Genomic DNA, 23,947 nt, shown 5'->3' on the forward strand with positions numbered 1-23,947 from the left:
GGCTTAGTCTAGCGCACTAGTTCCGGGTGTTTGGCGCGAATATAGGACTTGGCGCGTGACCGGCGGGACTTCAGGGTTCCTGATGATATTCCCAGATCATCCGCGGTTCGGTAGATGGTGTAACCCAGTACATCCACCATGAAAAGGATGGTTTTTTGGTCGTCGTTAAGCTTATGCAGCACGTTGATCAGCGTCAGCGTCAGGTCCAATGAGTCCAGTGGGTTGTAGGTAGGGTGCGGGAAATCATAAGTGTGATCATCGAGCAGTGACAGCTCGTTGGAACGGTACCTGGCGGTGCGGTAGTCGTGGCTGGCGTTGAGTACCAGCCGATGCAGCCATGTTTTTAAGCTGCAGTCCGCGCGGTAGTGGCGCAGGCCCAGTGCGGCCCGCAGGTACGCTTCCTGCAGCACATCTTGGGCGTCGAAATCGCTGCGGACATACTTGCGCGCCGTCCACCACAACGAATGGTGGTAGCGATGGATGATCTGCGCGAATGCGGCATCGTCCCCAGCGATGAAATCGGTCACCAAAGTTTGATCGTTCATGGAACCCCCCGAGTTGTGAATGTCTCCCTCATTGTGCCGTGGCGAACAAAAAACCGCTCGGTGAGTCATCTCGTGGTGTGGATAACTCTTGCCGAGCGGCTCGTTGGTTACCAGAAACTAGCTGGTAGGAACCGGTTCTATCGTGACATGCACAACATCGGGTTCCACCCGCACCGGGGAGTCCTCGCGGAAGCCTCCCATCACCCCGAGCAGGTACGCAGTAAGGAGCGCGATGATCGCCACCAAGGTAATGGACATGGCGATGAGCACGCCCGTCATCGTGCGGGAATAGCCCTTCGCCCCGAAACCAGCCCGTGAGGTGGGCTCTGGATGTTCCTCGGGCGCAACCGGAAGTGGCTCCTCAGGAGATACCCCACGCAGTGACGCCGCCACCTGAGCAGCATCTCCGGAAAGCTGTTCGCCGGTGAGTATCTTGAAGGCGCTGACGAGGGTGGCGCAGTCGTTGGCGGGATTGTTGCTCGACAACACGGCTGGGAAGGCTAGGACGGCGGTACCGGACTTGGAAATGCGGATACGGTCGATCGAATCCATCCCGAGAGGCACCCCGGCGCCGTGTGCCGTGGCAGCGGCGTCGGCAAGCGGTGCGAGCGCAGCGGCGGCTGCGTCACGGTTCGCCGCACCCAACTCAGCTACGGCTCGTAGCGCCGACCCTTCCGCCCAGTCAGCGATGACTAGGCAGCCGGAGCGGTAGGCCATCACGGTCACATCGGGCGCGACAGCGGGGCACCCCAGCTCGACGAGCTTGCGGGTCCGGCGGGTGACCTCAGCTGCCGCCCCGGCCTGAGCTGCGAGCGATGTGCCGTGGGCCTCCACGAACACCAGCGCAGCATCCCGGCCGGTGCTCACCTCCTTGGCCTGCCAGAACTTCGCGGTCACTTGGTCATCGCCAGACTCGCCGAAGGAGGCGAGCAGGCGGAACCTACCATCCAGCACGGGCGCGCCTGGCAGCAGTCGTGGCGGCTGCACCATGCCGGCAGACATCGGCGCCGGGATCGGCATGGCCTCCGTCGGGGTCACCGCGGCGCTCACCGCGGCAGTCTGGCTTGGGGTGGCACGGCCCAGGCGACGCTTCACGACGTCCGTGAACCGCTGCACTTCTTCCAGCGGGGATTTCGCGAGCACCCCGGCCGTGATGGCCAGGAAGAAGAACCCGATGAGTGCGGTGCGGATCAAGAATCCCGCCGAGCCCAGGAAACTCCACAACCCGTCAAGCAGACTCCAGAGCGCAATATCGAGCGTCCACGCACCCGCTGCGCCGATGACCGCAGCGCCACCGACCCACAGTGAGGAACGCAGAATGTCGCGGGCCCCGAGGGATCCGAGCTGGCGGCGCAGCAGTGTCGCGCCGATCACGGCACCAGCCACAAAGCCGAAACCGTTCGCGGCACCCAGCAGCACCACCACGCGGTCCGGGGAGGTCGCGATAGCCTGCGCAAGGTAGGACAAGATCACCTTGGTCGCGGTAATACCGGCGATGATGAAGGTGGGGGTCCAGGCTTCTTCCCGGGCGTAGAACACGCGCAGGTGCAGCAGCACGAGGGCGTACGGGATCAGGGTGAAGGCGGAAAAGGAGAGCGTCCAGCCGAGCGTGGTGGCCGCGTCCATGGAGAACTCGAGGTACGCGAACAGGCCGATGGAGATGTAGGTGCCGAAGGCGGTGAAGAACACCACCACTGGGATGAGGGCCAAGAAGGTGAGTTTGGTGCCCAAGATGAGGTCGGCGACCACACCGGCGTCGTCACCTTCGGCGGCCCGGCGGGACAGGCGTGGCATGATCGCGGTAAGCAGCGTGACGCCGATGATGCCGTACGGCATCTGCAGCAGCAGCCAGGCCTGCTGGTAAATGTTCGGTGCTGCCTCATCCGCGCCGGAGGCGATACGGGTGGTGACCACGTAACCGGCCTGGGAGATGGCGACATAGACGATAATCGCCAGCGCCATTCCGCCGAACTGCTTGAGGCGGTCATCAATTCCCCACAGGGGTTTGAGGCTCACCCCGGCCTTGGCCAGGTACGGCAGCAGGATCAGGGCCTGCACCACCACACCCAGGGTTGTGCCGACACCCAGGAGCAACACATGCGGGTCTGCGATGGATACAGTTTGCCGGGCATGGAGCTTACCCGGCACCAGCCAATATGCCCCGAGGGTAGCGAGCGCAATGAGGTTGTTCACCACGGGGGCCCAGGCGCCTGGCTTAAAAATGCCCTTGGTGTTGAGCACCGCCATGAAGAGCGAGAAGATGCCGTAGAAGAAAATCTGTGGCAACAGTAGGACTGCAAAGGCGGTGGCCTGGCTCAGGTTGACCTGGCCGTCGGAACGCAGCTGAAGCGCCGTGAGCAGTGGAGCCCCGAGCACCGACAGGATGGTCACCACGATCAGGAGCGAGGCCGCCAGAGTGAAGAGCCTGCGGACGAACGCTTCACCGCGGTCCGGGTCTTCCTTCTCCGCGCGCACCAACACCGGCACCACGAGCGAGGTGAGCACCGCGCCGAGCACGATCTCAGTAATGAGGTTCGGCAGCGTGTTCGCAGTGTTGAATGCGGAGGAAATCGCAGCACCCAGCGTCCACACGATCATGGCGTTGCGGAGGAAGCCCGTGATGCGGGAGACCAGAGTTGCTACCGCCATGGAGCCGGTGGATCTGACGAGATCAGAGTTTGACTGTTGTTGCTGTTTGGGGGCGTGGGTGAGGAGGGAATGGTCGTCGTCACGCGGCGCGGGGCGCGGCCTTGGCGCCACCGGGCTTGTCGACGGCGCGGGTGGGGCCGGAGCCACAATCCGCGAGCGTTGCCCTTGAGATTGTTGAGAGGAGTCCACGAAAGGCCATTCTGTGAGGATTCGCGAGGAAATGCAAAACTTTAGCGACGTTTCACGTGAAACATAACAAATCCGAGCACCGCAAGCAGCAATGCAGAGATGCCACCAAAGCCCAGCAAACCAGAGCGGGTTTGGACACGAATATCGACGGGAGCGCTGATCGGTGCGCCGGCTTGGGTGGCCAGCCACACGGTGAGGTCATTGCGTTCGGCGTCCGGAAGATCAGCGGTCATCTGCGCTGTGATCGAACCACGAGCAGGGATTTTCAGTGACTCCGCCGTGTTGATCTTGGCGCCCTCCGGGCCGGAGTAACTGAGTTTGGCGTCGACAGGCAGTGGCAGCCCGTTCTCCGCCACGATCAGCAGCGGAGAGGATTCAGACGTGCGGGTGTACACGTTGCCCGGCGGAAGCAGCACCACCGAGCTACGCAACTGCTGCAGGATCGCACTGTTCCTCCCCAGGATGTCGGCACTGCTCTCCGTACGCAAGGCATAACCCATCATCGAACGACGCCCATTAACTGACAACGCCCGCAACAGATCATGCCGCAGCGGATCAGTGAAACCGCGCGGGGTCAGCGCAATCGTCGGCGCATCAATCATCAATGACGTCAGATCATCAATGCTCTTCGCCTGTTGCTGCGCGTGCAGCACCTCGACATCCGACAAAACCGTCGGATCCTCAAACGGCGATCCCTCAGCTGGCGCGGAAACGCTGGGTTCTTGTGCCAGGAAGTCATAGAACGAAAGTGGCGTGGCACGACCGCTCTCCAACAGGTGTCTGAGGTGGAGCTGCAATGCCCGAGCATCATCCACCTGCAAGGTTGGCGGCGGCATCACCAGCACCGGGTGGTCCCCCTCCCCCACTGCCAGGGTCACGGCAGCTGTCGCACTCGCGCGCCGTGCAACCGGAGAGTCCAGTCGGTAATCAAAGCGCTGCCACTGGTTCGCAAAACCGGCAGTGGCCGGGGTGTCGCCCATCGTCGCCAACATGGCTGTCACATCCGAGTGATAGCCCACCGCTTTCACATTGTCGGACATCATTGTGGCGTTTGCCGGAATCGTATTATCCGCCACCAATAATGTCGTCGGTTCGGAAAGAGCTGCCACTGTGCCCTGCTCCACGTAGCCATAGCCGGGAATCACCACATCGGGGCGCACTGACACCCCTAGCAGCTTGCTCAAACTGGAAGCCCCGCTGCTCACTGCTTCCTCCATGAGCTGCGAATTACCAGTCTGGGCAACAGCGTTGAGCTCCGCATTTGCCCGCGGAAGAGGAACGATGCAGCCCCCGGACTGGGCAATGCTCTGCAGCTTTCCTAAAAACGCTTTAGCGTCCTCCGTGCCGGTGCCCGGATTGCCCTTGATCTGCTTGTCCTTAGTGCCCCAGGAGTCACGCAGCCGTGGTTTGTGTTCCACCGTGCTCGGACGATCCTCGGCAACCTGGTAGCCAGCCGTCATGCGGTCCACCGTCTCCACCACTTCCGGATCCAGCGCCAGACAGACCGACGGGTCGCCCGTGTTGAAGGTATCCACTAGCGTGCTGAGGCGCCCATCGTGGCCGATATCTTGGGCCAGTTTCTCCGAACGCAGGATAAGCGGTGGATGGTTCGGAGCCTCTCCGGTTTCACCGGGCACGATGTCCGTGGTGGTCGTGATCGGGATCAGCACACTCAGTGGGGTGGGCTGCTTTTCTTTATCTACCGCGTGTTCTTCCACTTCCAGCAACGTGCGTTGCGACGACACATACTGCTGTGCACCAGACAATTCCCCATTGACATTAATCAGTAGCGGGTACACGGCCGGATCAGTGATCCCCAATTCCTCGCGGTGCAGCGCGACGGTGAAGGTATGGCTCGCTGCCGGAGCAAGCTCCACATCCACCGGCACAAACCCCGTATGGAAGCCATAGAAGGATTGGTCCTGGGATAGCGCGAACTTTCCCTGCGCCACGGTGGAGACGGGCTCTGCGCGCTGCACCCGCACCGACACATCGCGCAGAGGCACCTGCGCATTGTTGCTGATGGTGACGGTGATGGAATGCTCGTTGATGGCGTCAATGCTGGTAGTGATCGCACTAGCGGAGTCCAGCGGCCGCAGCTCCGGGTTCGCCCACTGGCTGGCCACGATCGGGTCGGTGGGGGCCGTCGGCAAGGGCAATGCCAGGGCCGGCGTACTCGGCAACACCAGCAACGAGGCGGTCACAAGCATGGTCAGCGCGCGCATTAGCGAGGAGTCGCCTTTCCCTCAGCTTTCGCTTTGCGAGCAAACTCCGGGATCAGATCGTGCGCAATCCGGGCGAGTTTGCGTTCATCAGCGTAGGCCAGGCGCTCGATCAGTTCGCTGGCCGGAATCCACGCCACCTCGGTGACCTCGGGATCTTCATCGTTGAGGTCCCCGTCAACGTAGCGCAACAGGTGGTGGTGCACTGTTTTATGGATGCGGGTGCCTTCGGAGACAAACCAGTAGTCGATCACGCCAAGTTCAGCGAATACCTTGCCGTGGACCCCGGTTTCCTCCCACACTTCCCGCTCGGCGGTCAGGGCGCGCTCCTCCCCCGGCTCTACGTGCCCCTTCGGCATGGACCATAGCAACCGACCGCGACGATCTAATCGGCCGATGAGCGCCACGTAGATTTTGGAAAGATCAACGTCACCGTGGTCGTTCACGGCCTCGGCGAGGCCACTGACCACCAGGCCACCGGCTGAGGTTTCATCGCTGGTGCGCATGTGGCTGCGCTCCGAATAGCGTTGCGTCCGGCGCTTCGGGTTAGCTTTCCGAGTCCTCTTCTCCGGGGCATTTGCATTAGCTGTATTGTTGCGTCGCCGAGGCCTGCGCCGCCGGCGTTTCTCCTGACCAGGGCGCGACGACGTAGCCCCTCGGGAGGAGCGGCGCCGTGGCTTCGGGTTCGGTTGCTGGTCAGTCATCCCTAATATCGTATCCTGCCGTGGCCCTGAACCGGCGAATTGGTAGAATGTGCGGGGTGAATTCCGATCTCTCCGCCCGTTTTGCGTCATTGTCCGCCCTCGCGCCCCTCGCCGCGCTTTTCGACGACCATGGCCACACTCTCTACTTAGTAGGAGGATCGGTCCGCGATGCGCTGCTCGGCCAGCTCAGCCACGACCTCGACTTCACCACCTCTGCCCGCCCGGAAGTGACCCGCGCCATCTTGGATGAGTATGCCGATGTGGTGTGGGATACCGGCATCGAGTTTGGCACCTTGTCTGCGGAAAAGGATGGTCAGCAGATCGAGATCACCACGTTCCGTTCTGATTCCTACGACGGGTCTTCCCGCAACCCGGAGGTACAGTTCGGCGACACGCTCGAGGGTGACTTGGTGCGTCGTGATTTTACTGTCAACGCGATGGCGGTGGAGATCCATCGCGATGGCAGCTTCGAATTCCACGATCCACTCGGAGGGTTGTCCGCCCTGTTGGAAGGTGTGCTCGATACCCCGAGCGCGCCGGAGATCAGCTTCCAAGATGACCCACTGCGTATGCTCCGGGCCGCCCGATTCGTATCCCAGCTGGGCTTTAAGGTAGCGCCTCGAGTGTCGGCCGCCATGACGGATATGGCTGCGGAGATTGACCGCATCACTAAGGAACGCATTCAGGTAGAGCTGGATAAGCTCATGGCAGGGTCCGCCCCGTGGGATGGCTTTGACCTGCTGGTTGATTGCGGGATCGCGGACCGGATTCTGCCGGAGCTGTCGGGGATTCGGATGGAAACCGACGAACACATGCAGCACAAGGATGTGTACGCCCACTCCATGACGGTGTTGCGTCAAGCGATGGCTCAGGAAGAGGACGGCCCGGATTTGGTGCTGCGGTGGGCGGCGTTGCTGCACGATTGCGGCAAGCCTGCTACCCGCGCGTTTCACGACGGCCGGGTGAGCTTCCACCACCACGAGGTCGTGGGAGCGAAGTTGGTGCGCAAACGCTTCCGCTGGCTCAAGCACTCTAAGCAGATGACGAACGATGTCTCGCAGTTGGTGTTCCTCCACATGCGCTTCTACGGCTACGGGGAGGACGCGTGGACTGATTCAGCTGTGCGTCGTTACGTGGCGGACGCTGGGGAGCTGCTACCTCGCTTGCACAAACTGGTGCGGGCGGACTGCACCACGCGCAATAAGCGCAAGTCTGAGCGACTGCGCCGCGCCTACGACAACCTGGAGGCGCGGATCGCGGAGCTGGCTGAGCAAGAAGATTTGGCGAAGGTTCGGCCAGATCTCGATGGAAATGCGATTATGGAACTGTTGGGTTTGCAGCCCGGACCAGAGGTGGGGCGCGCGTGGGCGTTCCTGAAGGAACTTCGCTTGGAGCGTGGGCCGCTGGAGCGGGAGGAAGCAGAGCGCGAGCTGCTCGCGTGGTGGAAGGAACAGTAGATGGAAGACTTTTTCGCTGATCGGCTCTTTCGGGCGTTAGAGCTGGGAGACGCCCAACCGGGAAGCCTGCTGCTCGCGGCCCCTGGTATGGACTTAAATTTTCGGAGCCGCAGCGTGGTCTTCATCGTGGAGCAAACCCCTTCCCATACCCTTGGGGTGGTGCTGAACCGCCGGGGCGACGTGGCCGTGGCGAATATCATGGAACCCCTGGTTCCGCTGGTGGCCAAGCCACAGGCTTTCTATGTGGGTGGCGAAGCAAACCGTGACGCCGTGGTGGCGTTAGGCGTGCTTAAGACTGGACTCTCCCCTGCTGACATCTCTGCCGTGCCATTCTTGCGGTACCTGGAACATCGCATCGTGGTGATTGATCTGCGCGCCCCCGTTGAGGAGATCCAGCAGTACGTGGAATCGATCCGCCTGTTCGCGGGGTTTGTCGAATGGGCTGGCTCAGAGCTGGAAGAAGAACTCGGCATGGGCTACTGGTACGCCACCTCCGCGCTCGCCTCCGACATCATCGCCCCTGGGAATGTCGATCTGTGGGCGGAGGTGCTGCGCCGGCAGCCGATGCCACTGCCGCTGTTCGCTACGTTCCCTGCTGATCTGGAAGATAACTAACCCACAGCGCTTCAAAGGTCTCAACTGTCATCCGCTCGGAGCTGATGTCCGGCATGTCGCCCCAGCTGTCTGGGTGCGGAATGATCTGCTGTGGTTCGTTCGCCATGCCGACTGAGAGGGCGGGTTCGCGTCGGAAAGCGCCGGTGATGGTGCTTCCCGACGCCTCCAGCATCCGCAGCGGGCGGCATAGCGGCGAGCCGGGCAGGTGCTCCAGTTCCGCGTAGTGCACCACGTCCTGCATGCCCGGCACCTGCATCGTGGTTTTAACGTAGATCAGGTTCATGCGCTTTAGCATAGTGCGAGGCGAGCAGCGAGCAGATCATGAGCTGTACCTGGTGGTAGATCATCAGTGGCAGGATCAGCAGGCCCAGGTTGGCGGTGCCGAAGATGACGGATGCCATCGGTAGCCCGGTAGCCAGTGACTTTTTTGAGCCGCAGAATTCGATGGCGATGCGGTCGGCGCGATCAAAGCGCAGCAGCGTGGCGAGCCAGCGGGTGAGTGCAAGCATAACGACGACCAATGCCACCGAAAACACACACAGCCCGACGATCTGCCCCACCGTCACGCTCTGCCACACCCCGGACACCATGCCCGCAGAAAATGCGGAATACACCACCATGGTGATCGATCCGCGGTCCACCACCTTGGTCGCCTTGTGAGCCGCCACGCCCTTCACCCACTTCCGGGCGAGCTGACCCAGGATGAACGGCAGCATGAGCTGGACGGCGATGTCAATGAAGACCTGGGCATCCACCTGGACCCCTCCCCCGGCTTGCATCGTGAGCATGACTAAAAGCGGGGTGAGGAACACGCCCAGCAGATTGGAGGCGCTGGCGCTGACGATAGAGCCGGCCACATTGCCGTGGGCGATGGAGGTGAAGGCAACCGAGGATTGCACCGTGGAGGGCACGAGGGTGAGGTACAAGATGCCGTCGTAAAGCCCGTCGGGCACGAGTCCTGACAGGGGTTTGAGACCGAGCCCGATGAGCGGGTACAGGACGAAGGTGAACACCAGGATGGTGAGGTGGAGCTTCCAGTGTTTGAAGCCCGCTAGCGCTTCGGCCGGGGAAAGCCTGGCCCCGTAGAGGAAAAATAGGAGGGCGATCGCGATGGAAGTGGCGATGGCGAAGTAGTGGGCGGCGTCGCCGGAAACTGGGGCGACGATTGCTACCACCACCGCGAGCACGATGAGCACGATCAGGATGTCTATTTTCATGCAGACAGTTTAAGGTCTTCCTGACACTCGCGCTGCGAAGTATTGTTTATCTATATGGATATCTTTTCCCCGATCACGATCCGTGACTTGGAGCTGCGCAATCGCATGTGGCTACCGGCGATGTGCCAGTTTCAGGTGGATACCCTCGATGGGATGCCGAACAGTTGGCATTTAATGCACTACGGCGCGCGTGCCGTTGGTGGGTTCGGGTTGATGATCGCGGAGGCGACGGCGGTGGTCCCCGAGGGGCGGATCAGCGTCCGGGACACCGGGCTGTGGTCGCACGAGCACATCATGAAGTGGCATCCGATCACCTCGTTCGTGCATCTGCATGGGGGTGCGATTGCCGTGCAGCTGGCCCATGCCGGCCGCAAAGCGGAAACCGAGTTGCCGGTGTCTCCGGAATCGATGACCCATGCGGAACTTTTAGCGCTGCCTGGCCAGTTCGCGGAGGCTGCGCGGGCTGCCGTGGCAGCTGGTTTTGACGCCGTGGAGATCCACGCCGCGCACGGGTATCTCCTGCACCAGTTCCTCTCACCGTTGTCGAACCAGCGAATAGACGGCTACGGAGGCTCGTTTGCTGGTCGCACGCGTATGCTTCTCGACGTCCTATCCGCCGTTCGCGACGCCATTCCGGAGGGGATGCCGCTTCTCGTGCGGATCTCCGCCACCGACTGGATTCCCGACCGGCCATCCTGGGATCTGCAGCAATCAATCGAACTGGCCCAGTTGCTGCAGAAAGGTGGCGCGGATGTGTTGGATGTTTCCAGCGGTGGCCTAGTCGAAGCGGACATCCCGGTGGCGCCGAATTATCAGACCGATCTGGCTGCGGAGATTCGTCGCGAAACCGGAATGCTCACAGCAGGCGTGGGACTCATTACTACTGCGGAGGAAGCCCAGGGCTACTTGGATCGCGATGAGGTCGATGTGGTCCTCATCGGTCGCGCCGCACTCAATGACCCCCACTGGCCGCTACACGCGGCTCAGAAGCTGGGAGTATCGGTCCCGATCCCCCGAAGCTACAAAACCAGTTTCACGTGAAACATTACTTCTGCACGGTGAGCTGATCACCCTGAGCGCTGAGCTTTGCCGGGGACATGCCGCTGCGCGCCGGGCCTGCGATACAGGCGCCGTCCGCTAACTGGAAGACGGAGTTGTGCTTCGGGCAGATGGCCGTGTCGCCGTCAATCTTGGAGATAGAGTAGCCCTGATGAGGACACACGTTGCTGTAGGCCTTGTACACGCCGGGCTCGGGTTGCGCGATGATAAAGCCGTCGATAAGCACGGCGCTGCCGACGGGGACGTCTCCGGCCGTGACGGTTGAGGGCGCGTCAGACCCGCACGCGGCGAGCACCGCGCCGGCGAATGTGGTGGCGGTGCCGATGAGGAAGAGGCGTCGGCTGCAGGAAAAATCAGGCATACAGCCAGCCTAGAGAACCTCGCGCCGACCAGCCAAAACCACTCCCCCGACCATGGCTACCCCACCGACGGCGACGAGGACCAGCCACGCCACGAGGTTGCCGGTGTTCTCCGAATTGATGGCGTGGTTAAAGACCGAGGTATTCAGGAGCCACTCTGGTGCTTGCAACAGCGGGCCGATGATCGTCATTGCGCCCGAGTAGATAATTGGGAGCCATGCCAGCCACCCGTATCGCGATGTCAGGCCGATGATGAGCGTGGTAAGGCCAGCGAGTGCGAACATGGGGGCAAATTGCGTGAGATTAGCCGAGAGTGCCACTGGCCACGCGTCTCGGGAGACACCAAGGATCGCCCCGAGCCCAGTAGCTAGGCAGCTCTCCACGATGAACAGCACCGTGCTCCCGGCCTGAAGCGCCATCGGGAGCGTCCTACTGACACCACGGGACCGCATCAGGTCCACGGTCCGATTTCGCTCCTCGGATCCAAGCTTCAGCATTCCAGCAACTGCGGCGACACCTAACAAGATCCCGAGGAAATCGGCCAGGTACGTGATGAACGCGATCTCCAAGTCGGTTTCGCTAAACATTTGCTTGAAGATTTGGCCGGTCTTGTCATCCTGAGTGAGCAACTCATCCATGGAAGCACTGAGGCTATTCATGAAGAATGCGAGGATGAAACCGGTTAGCAGCCAGGTGAGACGGAAACTACGGTCCAACAGCCGACGCAGTCCCCAAGGGGTGGCGATCCGGCGTTGTTTCCTAGTGCGGTGTGTGCGCGTCGGCAGGATGCCGAACCCATACTGTCGGCCTCGCTCCCCCGCAAGCCAGAGCAAAGCCAACACACCAGTGATGGTAGCGGCCGCCGCTAGGGACCACCAATTGTCATCGGTGAACGGCCGGACGATCCCCATCCACCCCAGGGGCGTCAGCCACCGGATCGGGTCGCTTTGCTCGATGTCTCCGACGGCGCGCACCATAAACCCTGCTCCGAGCGTCAGCATGCCCAGCTTTGTGGTTTCCGACCCACCAAGCAGGCTGACGCACCCCGCTAGAAGCGCAGATGCCAACGTGCTGAGCGCAATAGCGCACCCGTATGCGACGCACCCACGGGTGTCGATCTCGCCGTAAAAGTGGTTCAAAGCCAAGAGTATTGCCGTGATTCCGGCCCCGAGCGTAATAGCAACGCCCATGACGAGAATGAGCGCACCTGCCGCGATGTCCAACGGACGCAAACCTGTTGCCCGCGGCAGCTCACCTAAGCTACTGCTTTCCGGCTTGCGGTAGCATCGAAAAAGTAGGAGCACCGACATGACGGCGCTCAGGATTGTTAGCCATCCGGCGCCCTCCCAGGACATAAGTTGACCCAGTGTGCCGGGTTCGTACACTTCGCCATACATGGCTCGCATCCCAAGGTTGACCCTCATCCCGTGGACTAGGGTGGATCGATCGCCCAGCTCAGGGTAGTAATTCTTATAGCTGGGGATAAAAAGGATGGGAATACTCCATAATGGGATAAGCGATGATAGGAGAAAGACACGATTGAGTCGTAGATTTAAACGAGCGACTTTTAAAGCATTCATCGCGTCTCCCCTGCCTCATAGTGACGTAGGAAGGTTTCCTCCAAGCTGGCGGTGGTGACGCCAATGTTGGTGGCAGCACGGCGGAGGAGCTCTGCGAGCAGTGCATTCACTTCCGTCTCGGGAATGGTGCGCGTAATATGTTCGCCATCCACGTTCGCCGTGACTTTGTGGCCCGAAAGTTCGCGCAGCGACTCGATCGAGCCACCACCTACCACCCTTCCCTGTTTAATCACAGTGACATTATTGCATAGGGCTTCCACCTCGCTCAAAATGTGACTTGATAGCAACACTGAAGCCCCATTGTGGTTTTCTTGGCGCAGCTGCTCCTGGAACACTCGTTCCATGAGCGGATCCAGTCCTGCGGTGGGCTCATCCAGGATGAGGAGCTCCGCATCCATACTGAGCGCCGCCACAAGAAGCACCTTCCGACGGTTGCCCGTGGAATAGGACTTCGCGCGCTTCGTGGGATCGAGGTCGAAGGCGTCGATAAGCTCAGCCTCCCGAGCGCGGTTACTCGGTATTCCCCGCAGTGCCTCCAGAGCCCGGAGCGTCTCAGCGCCGGTGAGGTTCGGCCACAGCGACACGTCACCGGGCACATAACCCACGCGCTGCAATACTGCCGGGTGTGCACGAGGGTCTTCCCCCAACACCCTAACCTTGCCTGCTGAAGGATGTAACAGCCCGAGAAGAGTGCGAATCGTTGTCGACTTGCCAGACCCATTGGGGCCAAGAAAACCATGAATGCTGCCCTGTGCTACCTCCATGGTGAGGCCATCGAGGGCTCGGAAAGCTCCAAACGTGACGGTGAGTCGCTCAATGTTGATGACGTTCATGATGGCCCCTGTAGATAAGTGCTGATGAATTTGTTGACGTACAACTTGTGATTCGGATGCGGATACGCAAGGTAGATCAGATCCAACGCCCGTGGCATGCTGAGGAACTTCTCTAAAATTTCGGGGACATCCTCCCGGTCGAAACCAGATTTTTGGAAGTGCTCATCCAGTAGTTGGTCGATTTCCTCTTCTGCTTGGTCCGGCGTTAGCTCCGTGATGTGGTAAAAGGAATGGAACATGCTTCGGGCGACGTCGAGGTATTCTTCGGAAGGGTTGGCATCCCAAAGATGGTCCAGACTATCTAAACAGCCAAGATGAGACAGTACCTCTACCATTCGTTGCTCGCGTTTAATAACGCGGCGCAGGGTGGGATCGGTTTCGCGCTCAAGCAACAAGCGGTAGAAATTAGTGACCCGCTGTGGGAGTGGAATGGCTGTGGGGGTTTGGTTCTGGCGCTGCTCCAGAGCCTCAATCCGCCGGCGTTGTTCCAGTAGTTGGCTGATGCGCTCGTCGATTGATTGCTTAGTTTGGCGAAGTTCCTCAGCGGGGTTAACCCGACCTCGACCGATCAGTTTCTTCACCTGCTCTAGGCTCAGGCCGCTGGAAACCAGGTTTCTTATCCTGATCAGGCGCACGAGGTGCTCGAAGGTGTAGTTTCGGGGCGTCCCGGATGGTGTGGGGAGCAGCCCCGCTTCGTGGTAGTACCGCACCGTCCGGACAGTGGTTCCGGCGGTGTCGGCGAGTTCTTTTATCCGCACGCCTCCATTAAACGCTGTGACGTTACGTCACTGTCAATGTTTCACGTGAAACATTGCCGTGCTCGGGGCTATCCCTGCTTCCCTGTATGAGTTGCAGCTTTCAGAGCTGCAACAGTGGAGGCGAAGTCCTCGTAGCGCTCTTCTTCGATCAGTTTGACAAGGGCAGAGCCCACAATGGCGCCATCAGCGCCGGCTTCCAGCGCTGCCTCCACATGTGCCGGTGTGGACACGCCGAACCCAAGCAGCACCGGCGTGTGCGCGTTGGCCACCGTATCCCCGATCGATTCGAACCGCGCTTCACGTTCAGTGCCAGTCACACCGTTGCGCGACACGGCATAAATGTAGCCCTCGGAGTGCTCTGCCACCATCTGTAGCGTCTCCTGGCTGGAATGTGGTGGCGCGATGAACACCTGGCTGATTCCGTGCCGATGTGCAGCCTCACGGAACGGCGCAGACTCGCGGACCGGCACGTCTGGGATGAGAACAGAATCGGCGCCGGCGGCTGCTACCGCAGCGTAAAACTCGTCAAAGCCCATGGAGAATGCCACGTTGCCGTACACCAGGAGCCCGATCGGGAGGTTGGGAAATTCCTCGCGTATCTCCTTCACCAGCTCAAGTGCGCGAGCCGGTGTAGTGTCCATCGCACGCAGGTGAGCCTTCTGAATTGTGGGGCCGTCAGCGACCGGGTCAGAGAACGCAATACCAAGTTCGAGTGCATCCGCACCGTTGTGCACGGCCGTACGGATGAGCTCTTTCGATTTTTCGTAGCTAGGATCGCCCAGCATGAGGAAGGGGACAAAAACGCCGGTACATTCGGCGAACAGTGCTGCGTAGCGGTCCATTAGTTACCCTCCAAGGTTCGTTTCACGTGGTCGATATCCTTATCGCCACGGCCGGATAGGGACACCAGAATGTTTACTGGCTCATCGGAACGTTTCAAGGCATATGCGAGCGCATGGCTGGATTCGAGCGCCGGGATGATACCTTCCTTCTTCGACAGCAGCTGGAAGGCCTCCAATGCCTCCTGATCCGTGATGCCGACATACTGCGCGCGACCCGTGGCGTGCAGGTGGGCATGCTGCGGGCCGACGCCCGGATAATCCAAACCCGCGGAGATAGAGTAAGACTCCTCCACTTGGCCCTCAGAGGTGCGCATCAAATAGGAGCGGGCACCGTGCAAAATGCCAATTTTTCCAGCATTGATGGTGGCGCCATGCTTGCCAGAATCCAGGCCTTCGCCCGCTGGCTCGACACCCACAAGCTGCACGTCGGGCTCGTCGATGAAATCGGCGAAGATGCCGATCGCGTTGGAGCCACCACCGACAGCGGCCACGACGATGTCGGGCAATCCCCCAGTCTGCTCCAGCAGCTGCGCTTTCGCTTCCGTGGAGATGACGCGGTGGAATTCCCGGACGATCGTTGGGAATGGGTGCGGTCCGGCCGCAGTGCCGAGCAGGTAGTGGGATTCGTTAAAGGTGGCCGTCCAGTCTCGCAGTGCCTCGTTCACGGCGTCTTTCAGGGTTCCGGAGCCGGTGTCTACGGGGATGACACGGGCGCCCATCAATTCCATGCGGTACACGTTTGGCTGCTGACGGGCGACGTCATGAGCGCCCATGTAGATGTCGCACTCAAGTCCCAGCAATGCACAGGCCAGGGCGGTCGCCGTGCCGTGCTGGCCCGCGCCAGTCTCGGCGATGATACGGGTCTTACCCATGCGCTTGGCCAACAGCGCTTGTCCAAGTACCTGGTTGGTCTTGTGTGCGCCACCGTGGACCAAATCCTCTCGCTTCAGGAAAATCCGGGCGGGCCCACCCAGGTTGCGGCACTCATACAGTGGGGTCGGCCGGCCGAGATAGTCCTTGAGCAGCGCATTGAGTTCGGCCTGGAACTGTGGGTCCTGTTGGGCGTCGACAAAGGCCGCTTCGAGCTGGTCGAGGGCCGGGATGAGGACCTCGGGAACGAATTGGCCGCCGAACTCGCCGAAATATGCAGGTAGTTTCATCGGTGCTCCTTAATGGTTCGGAAGGCGCTGAGGATCGCGCCGGGATCTTTCACCCCAGGTTCGCGTTCAAGCCCGGAGTTAAGGTCGAGTGGCAGGCCGGTATCGAGGGCCTGCGTCAGGTTGTTCAGATTCAGCCCTCCGGCCAGCATGGCATTGACCCCTGATGGGATAGTGTCCCAGTCGAAGGTCTGTCCGGTGCCACCGTTGCCGACATCGAGGACGATCCGGTCAACGTCGTACTCATAGTGGAAGCCGTGGGACATATCCACCGCGCGCCACACCTCTACCCCGGTAGCTCGCGCCTCGCGAAGCAAGGCGTCTTCGTCCGCTGCTTCCCCGTGAATCTGGATGGCATGGATGCCGTCCGGAAGATCCCAACCGCTGTGCTCGCGTGTGACATAGACGTATTTCAATCCGGGCTCCGCGGCCATGATTTTTTCCGATGTTTCACGTGAAACATTGCGTGGTGATTCCGGCGCGAAGATCAATCCGCCATAGGTTGCGCCGGCTGCGCGTACCGTTTGGGCGATTTCGGGAGAGGTGATACCGCAGACCTTGTGCTCCCCGAACACGAGCGCGCGGGCTGCTGCATCCACATCTTCGCAGCCGGAGAGATGGGAGCCAACGAGGAAACCGTCAAGGAAGTTCATGCTACGGATTGTTTCGTGCGAGCGAATTCCCGACTCCCCGATTACCACGGGCGCATCGATCAGCGGGCGAAGTCGCGCTGAGCGACTCAGGTCGATGGTGAGAGTGGCAAGTTCACGGTGGTTAATCCCGACGATCCGGGCGCCCAGCGCATTGGCACGAGCACATTCTTCCTCGTCGACCACCTCGGTAAGGACGTCTAGGCCGAGCTCTTCCGCTACGGCTGCAAGTTGCCGGTATTCAGCGTCGTCAAGCACGGACAGCATGAGCAGGATCGCGTCGGCGCCGTAGTAGCGGGCCGCGCGCACCTGGCGTTCGTCGATGATGAAGTCTTTGCACAGCACGGGAAGGTGTGTGGTGGCGGCTACGGTGGCAAGGTGGGCGTAGGAGCCGCCAAACCAGGTTGGTTCGCAGAGGACGGAGATGCCGGCCGCGTAGCGGGAGTAGATGCTGGCCAGTTCCGCGGGTTTGTAGTCGGCACGGATCTCCCCAAGCGATGGTGAGGCCGATTTACATTCCATAATGAACTGTGGCCCATTTCGTAACAGTGACGTTTCTAGCGAGCGCTCTGACCTAGGGGCGGGTCCATAGGAAATATCGTCTAATTGGGTGCGTCGCGATGCGACAATCCGATCAAGCACCGTAGTCCGCCTCCTCGTGCTTGCGTAGCCATTCGTGCACGGTGCCGTCGGCAAGCAGCCCGAGCGCTTTCTGTGTGCCTTCCGCGATGGTGGCAGCGTGGCCGCACAGGTAGAACATTGCGCCGGCGTTGAGGGCTACCGCGTCCCGGTGCGCCGCCGGTGCTTCGTCAGCAAACACGGCGCGCAGGTGCCGGGCGTTTTCCGTACCGTCGCCACCGCGGAGGTCGGCCAGGGCATGCTTGCCGACGCCCATCTCCTCCGGGGTCACCGTGTACTGCTGGATGTCACCGTCCCGCAGTTCCCAGACGGTGGTCGGCCCGTGCACGGCAATTTCGTCAGTGCCAGAGCCGTGGACGACGAGCGCGCGCCCGCGCCCCAGTTCGCGCATGGTGTGGATGACGAGCTCGCCCTGCTCCGGGCGGGCCACACCCATGAGCTGGAATTCCGGGCGGGCGGGGCTCAGCAGCGGGCCCATAGTGTTAAAAAGCGTCGGAACTTTTAATGCGCGTCGCACGTGCTGCACGTGTGCGACCGCAGGATTGTAGGCCGGGGCGAAGAGGAAGGTGAAGTTAGCGTTTTCGAACTGTTTGACCGCGCGATCCACGTTGAGGTCGAGCGGGATGTTCAGAGCTTCCAGCACATCGGCGGATCCTGATTTGGAGGACACGGAGCGGTTGCCGTGCTTGACCAGTTTGCAGCCGCCGGCAGCCGCGACGAGGGAGGCGCCGGTGGAGATGTTAATGGTGTTGGCGCCATCGCCACCTGTTCCCGCAGTGTCCAAGATCCCCTCCCCCGTGATGGGGAACGGGCGACCGGCGTTGAGGAACGCGAGCGCGGCGCCGGTGACATCGGCGATGGTTTCGCCCCGGGTGCGGATCGTCGCAAGCAGCGCGGCGATATGAACGTCCTCGTATTCGCCGATGGTTAGTGGCTCGAAGACTTCGCGTGCTTCCTCGACGGTGGGGTTCGGGTTATCCAGAAATTCGAGAAGTTTCACGTGAAACACTCCAAACAGAAATCGAGTAGTGCGCCGCCGTTAGGGGTCAGGATGGATTCGGGGTGGAATTGCAGTCCGATGACCTTGTGCTCCGTGGACCGTGCTGCCATGACAATTCCTTCGCACGTGGCGAGCAGCTCCAAGCCGTCGGGAAGCTCGGTGCAGCCCAGCGAGTGATAACGAGCAACTGATTGACCTGCGAAAACAGGGTGGTCCGAGGCCAGGGTATCGCGGAAGCCATGGACCGGGCCGACCTCTTTGATCTCGCCGCCGAAGTATTCCACGATGGCTTGGAAACCCAGGCAGATGCCCACGATGGGGACTTCACCGAGGAACTCTTCGATGAACGGCCGCATATTCGGTCGTCCTGGTCCGGGTGAGAGGATGATCGTTGTGGGGTTCAGCTCGCGGATCTGTTGTGGCGTGGCGGTGTTGCGCACCACGGTGACATCGCCGATCGCGTCAACCAGGTTGTAGGTGAAGGAGTCGAAATTATCGATCAGGACTCGCATAGCGCCCCCAGTACAGCTCGGGCCTTGTGCCGGGTTTCTGCCGATTCGCTGGCGGGGACGGAGTCACGAACCACACCGGCGCCTGCCTGGACCGTGGCTACGCCGTCCTGCACGAAGGCAGAGCGGATGACGATGCAGGTGTCCATGGCGCCGTTGTGGAGGTAGCCGACTGCCCCACCGTAAGACCCACGCCGGTGCTTTTCGACGCCCCGGATCAGCTCCGTTGCGCGGATTTTTGGTGCCCCGGTGAGGGTCCCCATGTTCATGCAGGCGCGGTAGGCGTCGAGGGCATCGAGTCCTTCTTCCAAAGTGCCGCTCACCTCGGAGACCAGGTGCATCACCCGCGAGTATTTATCCACGTCCATGAGCCGAGTGACGTGACGCTCGGAGCACACCCGCGCGAGGTCATTGCGGGCCAGGTCCACCAACATGGTGTGCTCCGCGATCTCCTTAGCGTCGGTGCGAAGCAGTAGTTCCAGGCGGGTATCCTCTTCCGGAGTGGCGCCCCGTGGCTGGGTGCCGGCGATGGGATAAAGCTCGGTTTCACGTGAAACCGGATCAAACTTCAAATAGGACTCGGGGCTGGCCCCGAACAGCTCATAATCTTCCCCCTGTAGGAAGAACAAATAGGGGCTGGGGTTGGAATCCTTGAGCCGGAGGTAGGCCGCGAACGCATCGCCGCAAGGGCGGTAGAACGCACGCGATGGCACTGCTTGGTAGATGTCGCCAGCATGGATATTGTCCTGCAGCTCGACCACCCACTGCTCGAATTCCTCGTCGGTCATGCCTTCCGGGGCCTGACCAGCTGGCAGTGATTCATAGGATGTTTCACGTGGAACACCGCCGATGATCTCGGCTGTCTCAGCGGCATGATCGATGTGAAGCGATATCTCAGAGACCAGGAATTCGTAGTCCGGGAAGGTATTACGCCCCGGCGCAACCGAGGGTAGCTCTTCGAAAGATTCCAGGTAGTCGAAGGCGAAACCGCCGATGAGCAGCTCATGCTCCAGGAGCTTCAGCGGCAGGGTGGAGCTGGTTTCCAGCAACCGTTCCCGCTCATCCAACGCGGTCGCGCGCGGGAAGCGGTACACTCCTCCGCTGCCGTACTTTTCCAACTGGCGATCCAGCTCCGGAACTATCGCCCCAGTCGCCGTCACGGTATCGCCATGGCAGGTGAGCTTGCCCTTCGCTTGCAAGATGGCTAGGGACTTAATGGGCCGCTTGGAGGCATCGGCCGATTCCAGCAACGCCGTATTCGGGCCGCGGTAGCGCGCGTAGATCGTCGCTGCGTCTTCATAAGGGATCTTCATCGTCCGAGCCCCCGGATGTACTCGATGTCCTTATCACCCCGACCGGAAAGGTTGACCATGATATTCGTTGGCTCCGTGGCATCTTCGGCCAGCTTCAACGCGTAGGCCAACGCGTGGCTGGACTCCAGGGCTGGGATGATGCCTTCCTTGCGGGCCAGCAGACGCAGCGCAGCGAGAGCCTCATCATCGGTGATCCCTACGTACTGAGCCCGCCCGCTTTCCAGCAGGTGGGCATGCTCCGGGCCGACGCCTGGGTAATCCAAACCAGCGGAAATTGAGTGCGACTCGCCGCTGAGCACGACGTAGGACTTCGACCCGTGCAGCACGCCGACCTTACCGCGACATAGCGGCGCGCCGTGACGAGGAGTGTCTAGGCCTTCACCGGCAGGTTCCACGCCGACAAGCTTCACGTCGGTATCGTCCAGGTAGTCGGCGAAGGCACCGATCGCGTTAGAGCCACCGCCGACGGCTGCCACTACGACGTCGGGAAGCCCGCCGGTGCGCTCAATCATCTGCGGCTTGGATTCCCGGGAGATCACTGCCTGGAATTCTTTCACGATTGTCGGGAATGGGTGCGGGCCGGCTGCGGTGCCGAGCAGGTAGTGGGTGGTGTCATAGGATTCGACCCAGTCCTGCAGCGCCACGTCGATGGCGTTGCCCAGGCCATTGCCGCCCTCCTCTACCGGGACCACAGTGGCGCCCATCAATTCCATGCGGTACACGTTCGGCTGCTGGCGGGCGACGTCTTTGGCACCCATGTAGATGGTGCAGTCCATGTCAAAGAGCGCGGCGACCATCGCGGTTGCGGTGCCGTGTTGCCCGGCGCCGGTTTCAGCAATCAAGCGGGTCTTGCCCAGCCTCTTGGCCAGCAGAGCCTGGGCTACCACCTGGTTGCCCTTGTGAGCACCACCGTGCACGAGGTCTTCGCGCTTGAGGAAGATCCGAGCGTTCGGAAACCTAATGTTCTTGGTTTCCGTAATCGGGGTCGGGCGCCCCAAGTAGTTCCGGTATAAATCATCGAGCTCTTCCCGGAAGCTCGGATCATTCATCGCATCCACATAGGCTTGCTCCAGCTGATCGAGCACCGGAAGCAGCTCATCGGGAACGTACTGGCCGCCGAACTGGCCGAAGTAAGCGGGAAGTAGGGTCTTGCGCATTGTTTGTCTCCTTTGTTTTGTGTGAAACAGGTAGACAGACATGCAAAAAGCCCGCTACCTGTGCGGTGCGGGCCTTAATTCGAGATGCCAAAAGGGGGCCCGCTAGTTGGGCCACCACCACTGTGCATTCGAATAAGTCATGTGGTTAGAGTAACACGGTTTTGTCAGTTTTGGGAACCGAATCCCGAAATTTCTGTTTGAGCTGTCTGAATGAGGTGCGTAAAGCGGGGTTTCATCGGGGGTAATGCATTGAGAGGGAACCACCGCACTTCGGTGGATTCATCGTCGGCAACATACGCTTCCGGGGAGCCCTCTTCCAGGGAACATACGAACGCGGTGTCCATGTAGCTGGTGATATCGCCGTTGGGATACTCCACCGGACCCACTGCCTGAACCCAGAGCAGCCGATCGACCTTGATATCCATGCCCGTTTCTTCCTTGGCCTCACGGATTGCCGCCAGATGTGCCTCCTCGCGTGGATCACAGATACCGGACACGGGCGTCCACTGCCCGTTGTCGGAACGTTTCACCAGCAGGACAGCATCGCCATCCAGGATCACTGCCGTCACTCCCGGCAGCCACAGCTCCTGGTGCCCTACCTTCTCACGCAGCCGCAGAATGAAATCAGGCGTCATTGCCCATTGCTTTCCGCAGCGCAGCGACATCCACTTCGGGCTTTTCTTCTTCACCACCGCAGCCACAAGAATCCCCACAGCCCTCATCCTGCTGATCCATCAGGTAGGCCGCTTTTGCGCCGAGATTCGCGCCAATGCCTAAGAACACCAGCGCTACGAACACGGTGACGATGAGGAAAATGAGGCCGGGGAGCGTCGTTAAGCGCAGTGCTACCAAACCGCCGAACAGCATCGATACGCCCGCCGCGGTCCACATTGGGGCGGCGACGGCGTGGGCGACATCCCACGTCTCCTTCGACTTACGCACCTCAGGCACCTTCAAGCCCACGAGGCCGTTTCCAGGTAGGTGGCGGGTCCACGCCAGCATACCGACGGCCATTGCCAGCACCGCGAGAACCAGAACCACAATCGAGATAATCGTCATACGCCTTATCTTACGACCTAAAAAACTTTGTATATATTCCAGGATCGTGCATACTACAAGTGGTTTTTCTTAGAAAGGTAATCCATTGCAAAAATTCACTGGATCGCTGCTGTTTAAGGTGATCGTCGCGATCATCCTAGGCATCGTCTGCAGCTTCATTTTCCCGGAATGGCTCGCCCGCGTCTTCGTGACATTCAACGGCTTGTTTGGTAACTTCCTTGGCTTCTTTGTGCCGATTCTTATCTTTGCCCTCATCACCCCGGCGATCGCCTCGCTCGGCCGTGGCGCGGGTAAGTGGTTGGGCGTCACCACGGGTATTGCCTACACCTCCACTATCGTGTCCGGTTCCATCGCGTACCTCATCGCCGTGACCGTCTACCCGTGGCTGCTTAAAGGTCAGCAGGTGGTGGAAGGTAAAGATATTGACGCCACTGCCCTCTCCCCTTACTTCGAGGTGGAGATGCCCGCGCCGATGGAAGTGATGGCGGCGCTGCTGCTCGCCTTTACTGTCGGCCTGGGCATGACGGCCGTGAAGTCCGACACCTTGTTCGCGGCGGCGGATGAACTGAACGAGGTGATCATGAAGGTGATCGCTAAGTTCGTTATCCCGCTGCTACCGGTGTTCATCTTCGGCCTCTTCTTGTCCATGGGCATGAACGGCAACCTGATGCTGACGCTGACGGCCTTCGGTAAGGTGCTGCTCTTGGCGACGATCATGACCTGGATCGTGCTGCTCCTGCAGTACGTGATTGCGGGCGCCGTGTCTGGCAAGAACCCATTCGTTGCACTGAAGAACATGCTGCCGGCCTACGGCACGGCCCTGGGCACGTCTTCTTCCGCAGCAACCATCCCAGTCACCTACGCTTCCACCTTGAAGAATGGGGTATCCGAAGCCGTGGCCGGCTTCGTGGTGCCACTGTGCGCCACCATCCACCTGTCGGGATCGATGATGAAGATCGGCCTCTTCGCCTTTTCCATCATGTGGATGAACGGCATGGATATGCCACCTGCCCAAATGTTTGGCTTCATCTTCCTGCTCGCCATCATGATGATCGCGGCCCCAGGCGTCCCAGGTGGCGCGATCATGGCCGCTGTTGGCCTGCTGCAATCTAACCTGGGCTTCGATGAAAGTCAGGTAGCGCTGATGATCGCCGCGTACATCGCCATCGACTCCTTCGGTACCGCATGTAATGTCACCGGCGATGGCGCCATCGCCATCATGGTGAACAAGTTCGCTGGCGGGAAGCTCGTGAAGGAAACCAACCTGGAGGGCGAGGAGGAACTCACCCGAGAGGTCTTCGGAAAGTAATCCAGGAAGTAAGAAGCACCCTGCGGGGTGCTTTTTTCTTGGGTTCTTGGATAGCGATTTGTTTTCGTTTTCTAATCCCTACGCCGTTGTGGCTCGGTGTCCTGGGAGTTTGCCAGGGTAAGGCG

At 60.5% G+C, this 23,947-nt stretch carries 22 protein-coding genes and 1 pseudogene; 4 read left to right on the forward strand and 19 right to left on the reverse strand.

The features are described from left to right. Positions 1 to 8: 8 nt before the first annotated feature. From ACZ6ZO_RS03485 to ACZ6ZO_RS03500, 4 genes and pseudogenes are all read right to left on the reverse strand, one after another. Positions 9 to 545, reverse strand: a complete 537-nt coding sequence (locus ACZ6ZO_RS03485; RefSeq protein ID WP_182385080.1) for an RNA polymerase sigma factor — start codon at positions 543 to 545, stop codon at positions 9 to 11. A 117-nt stretch (positions 546 to 662) separates the two neighbouring features. Next, a complete protein-coding gene (locus ACZ6ZO_RS03490; protein WP_465290575.1) occupies positions 663 to 3,194 on the reverse strand; it encodes a lipid II flippase MurJ in 2,532 nt (843 codons plus the stop codon). 230 nt (positions 3,195 to 3,424) lie between these two features. Then, positions 3,425 to 5,608: a DUF6049 family protein gene (locus ACZ6ZO_RS03495; RefSeq protein WP_465290577.1), complete on the reverse strand. Its 2,184-nt coding sequence runs from the start codon at positions 5,606 to 5,608 to the stop codon at positions 3,425 to 3,427. After that, positions 5,608 to 6,108, reverse strand: a pseudogene (locus ACZ6ZO_RS03500) (NUDIX hydrolase); the annotation flags it as partial. The pseudogene ACZ6ZO_RS03500 and the gene ACZ6ZO_RS03495, both read right to left, overlap by 1 nt. A 248-nt stretch (positions 6,109 to 6,356) precedes the next feature. Here ACZ6ZO_RS03500 and ACZ6ZO_RS03505 point away from each other — a divergent pair. Next, positions 6,357 to 7,766 (forward strand): CCA tRNA nucleotidyltransferase, encoded by a 1,410-nt coding sequence (locus tag ACZ6ZO_RS03505; protein ID WP_465290750.1) that lies wholly within the window; start codon positions 6,357 to 6,359, stop codon positions 7,764 to 7,766. Further along, positions 7,767 to 8,381 (forward strand): YqgE/AlgH family protein, encoded by a 615-nt coding sequence (locus ACZ6ZO_RS03510; protein ID WP_465290579.1) that lies wholly within the window; start codon positions 7,767 to 7,769, stop codon positions 8,379 to 8,381. It abuts the gene before it with no gap. Here ACZ6ZO_RS03510 and ACZ6ZO_RS03515 read toward each other — a convergent pair. Together ACZ6ZO_RS03515 and ACZ6ZO_RS03520 are read right to left on the reverse strand one after the other, a co-directional pair. Next, positions 8,350 to 8,664, reverse strand: coding sequence for a hypothetical protein (locus ACZ6ZO_RS03515; RefSeq protein ID WP_182385074.1), 315 nt, complete (start codon positions 8,662 to 8,664; stop codon positions 8,350 to 8,352). The genes ACZ6ZO_RS03510 and ACZ6ZO_RS03515 overlap by 32 nt on opposite strands. Beyond that, on the reverse strand, positions 8,645 to 9,598 hold the full coding sequence (locus ACZ6ZO_RS03520) for a bile acid:sodium symporter family protein (protein WP_182385073.1): 954 nt from the start codon (positions 9,596 to 9,598) through the stop codon (positions 8,645 to 8,647). Before ACZ6ZO_RS03520 ends, ACZ6ZO_RS03515 begins: the two co-directional genes overlap by 20 nt. Positions 9,599 to 9,652: 54 nt before the next feature. On the opposite strand from ACZ6ZO_RS03520, the gene ACZ6ZO_RS03525 reads away from it, so the two are divergent. Further along, complete coding sequence (locus tag ACZ6ZO_RS03525) at positions 9,653 to 10,639, forward strand: NADH:flavin oxidoreductase/NADH oxidase (RefSeq protein ID WP_465290582.1); 987 nt, start codon at positions 9,653 to 9,655, stop codon at positions 10,637 to 10,639. A gap of 4 nt (positions 10,640 to 10,643) precedes the next feature. Here the strand turns inward: ACZ6ZO_RS03525 and ACZ6ZO_RS03530 are convergent, their stop codons facing one another. The 13 genes from ACZ6ZO_RS03530 to ACZ6ZO_RS03590 form a co-directional block, all read right to left on the reverse strand. Then, positions 10,644 to 11,018: a Rieske (2Fe-2S) protein gene (locus ACZ6ZO_RS03530; protein ID WP_465290584.1), complete on the reverse strand. Its 375-nt coding sequence runs from the start codon at positions 11,016 to 11,018 to the stop codon at positions 10,644 to 10,646. Between the two features lie 9 nt (positions 11,019 to 11,027). After that, complete coding sequence (locus ACZ6ZO_RS03535; protein WP_465290586.1) at positions 11,028 to 12,413, reverse strand: hypothetical protein; 1,386 nt, start codon at positions 12,411 to 12,413, stop codon at positions 11,028 to 11,030. Positions 12,414 to 12,592: 179 nt separating this feature from the next. Further along, positions 12,593 to 13,429, reverse strand: coding sequence for an ABC transporter ATP-binding protein (locus ACZ6ZO_RS03540; RefSeq protein ID WP_465290588.1), 837 nt, complete (start codon positions 13,427 to 13,429; stop codon positions 12,593 to 12,595). After that, the gene (locus ACZ6ZO_RS03545; protein WP_465290590.1) at positions 13,426 to 14,187 is read right to left on the reverse strand and encodes a MerR family transcriptional regulator; all 762 of its coding nucleotides are present in this window, start codon (positions 14,185 to 14,187) and stop codon (positions 13,426 to 13,428) included. Before ACZ6ZO_RS03545 ends, ACZ6ZO_RS03540 begins: the two co-directional genes overlap by 4 nt. Before the next feature lie 68 nt (positions 14,188 to 14,255). Beyond that, positions 14,256 to 15,029, reverse strand: coding sequence for a tryptophan synthase subunit alpha (gene trpA, locus ACZ6ZO_RS03550; protein ID WP_465290592.1), 774 nt, complete (start codon positions 15,027 to 15,029; stop codon positions 14,256 to 14,258). Continuing rightward, complete coding sequence (gene trpB, locus ACZ6ZO_RS03555; protein WP_465290594.1) at positions 15,029 to 16,189, reverse strand: tryptophan synthase subunit beta; 1,161 nt, start codon at positions 16,187 to 16,189, stop codon at positions 15,029 to 15,031. Before trpB (ACZ6ZO_RS03555) ends, trpA begins: the two co-directional genes overlap by 1 nt. Next, positions 16,186 to 17,532 (reverse strand): bifunctional indole-3-glycerol-phosphate synthase TrpC/phosphoribosylanthranilate isomerase TrpF, encoded by a 1,347-nt coding sequence (gene trpCF, locus ACZ6ZO_RS03560; protein WP_465290596.1) that lies wholly within the window; start codon positions 17,530 to 17,532, stop codon positions 16,186 to 16,188. Before trpCF ends, trpB (ACZ6ZO_RS03555) begins: the two co-directional genes overlap by 4 nt. Beyond that, complete coding sequence (gene trpD, locus ACZ6ZO_RS03565; protein WP_465290598.1) at positions 17,471 to 18,475, reverse strand: anthranilate phosphoribosyltransferase; 1,005 nt, start codon at positions 18,473 to 18,475, stop codon at positions 17,471 to 17,473. The genes trpCF and trpD overlap by 62 nt, the downstream gene beginning before the upstream one ends. Continuing rightward, a complete protein-coding gene (locus ACZ6ZO_RS03570) occupies positions 18,472 to 18,987 on the reverse strand; it encodes an anthranilate synthase component II (protein WP_465290600.1) in 516 nt (171 codons plus the stop codon). Before ACZ6ZO_RS03570 ends, trpD begins: the two co-directional genes overlap by 4 nt. After that, the gene (locus tag ACZ6ZO_RS03575; RefSeq protein ID WP_465290602.1) at positions 18,975 to 20,297 is read right to left on the reverse strand and encodes a chorismate-binding protein; all 1,323 of its coding nucleotides are present in this window, start codon (positions 20,295 to 20,297) and stop codon (positions 18,975 to 18,977) included. Before ACZ6ZO_RS03575 ends, ACZ6ZO_RS03570 begins: the two co-directional genes overlap by 13 nt. After that, positions 20,294 to 21,454, reverse strand: a complete 1,161-nt coding sequence (trpB, locus tag ACZ6ZO_RS03580; protein ID WP_465290604.1) for a tryptophan synthase subunit beta — start codon at positions 21,452 to 21,454, stop codon at positions 20,294 to 20,296. The genes ACZ6ZO_RS03575 and trpB (ACZ6ZO_RS03580) overlap by 4 nt, the downstream gene beginning before the upstream one ends. Before the next feature lie 164 nt (positions 21,455 to 21,618). Continuing rightward, positions 21,619 to 22,089, reverse strand: a complete 471-nt coding sequence (locus tag ACZ6ZO_RS03585; RefSeq protein ID WP_465290606.1) for an NUDIX hydrolase — start codon at positions 22,087 to 22,089, stop codon at positions 21,619 to 21,621. Further along, positions 22,079 to 22,513, reverse strand: coding sequence for an SdpI family protein (locus ACZ6ZO_RS03590; RefSeq protein ID WP_465290608.1), 435 nt, complete (start codon positions 22,511 to 22,513; stop codon positions 22,079 to 22,081). Before ACZ6ZO_RS03590 ends, ACZ6ZO_RS03585 begins: the two co-directional genes overlap by 11 nt. An 85-nt stretch (positions 22,514 to 22,598) precedes the next feature. On the opposite strand from ACZ6ZO_RS03590, the gene ACZ6ZO_RS03595 reads away from it, so the two are divergent. Then, complete coding sequence (locus ACZ6ZO_RS03595; protein ID WP_465290610.1) at positions 22,599 to 23,822, forward strand: dicarboxylate/amino acid:cation symporter; 1,224 nt, start codon at positions 22,599 to 22,601, stop codon at positions 23,820 to 23,822. The last annotated feature ends 125 nt before the right edge of the window (positions 23,823 to 23,947 follow it).

The sequence above is a fragment of the Corynebacterium sp. NPDC104732 genome (assembly GCF_055583565.1).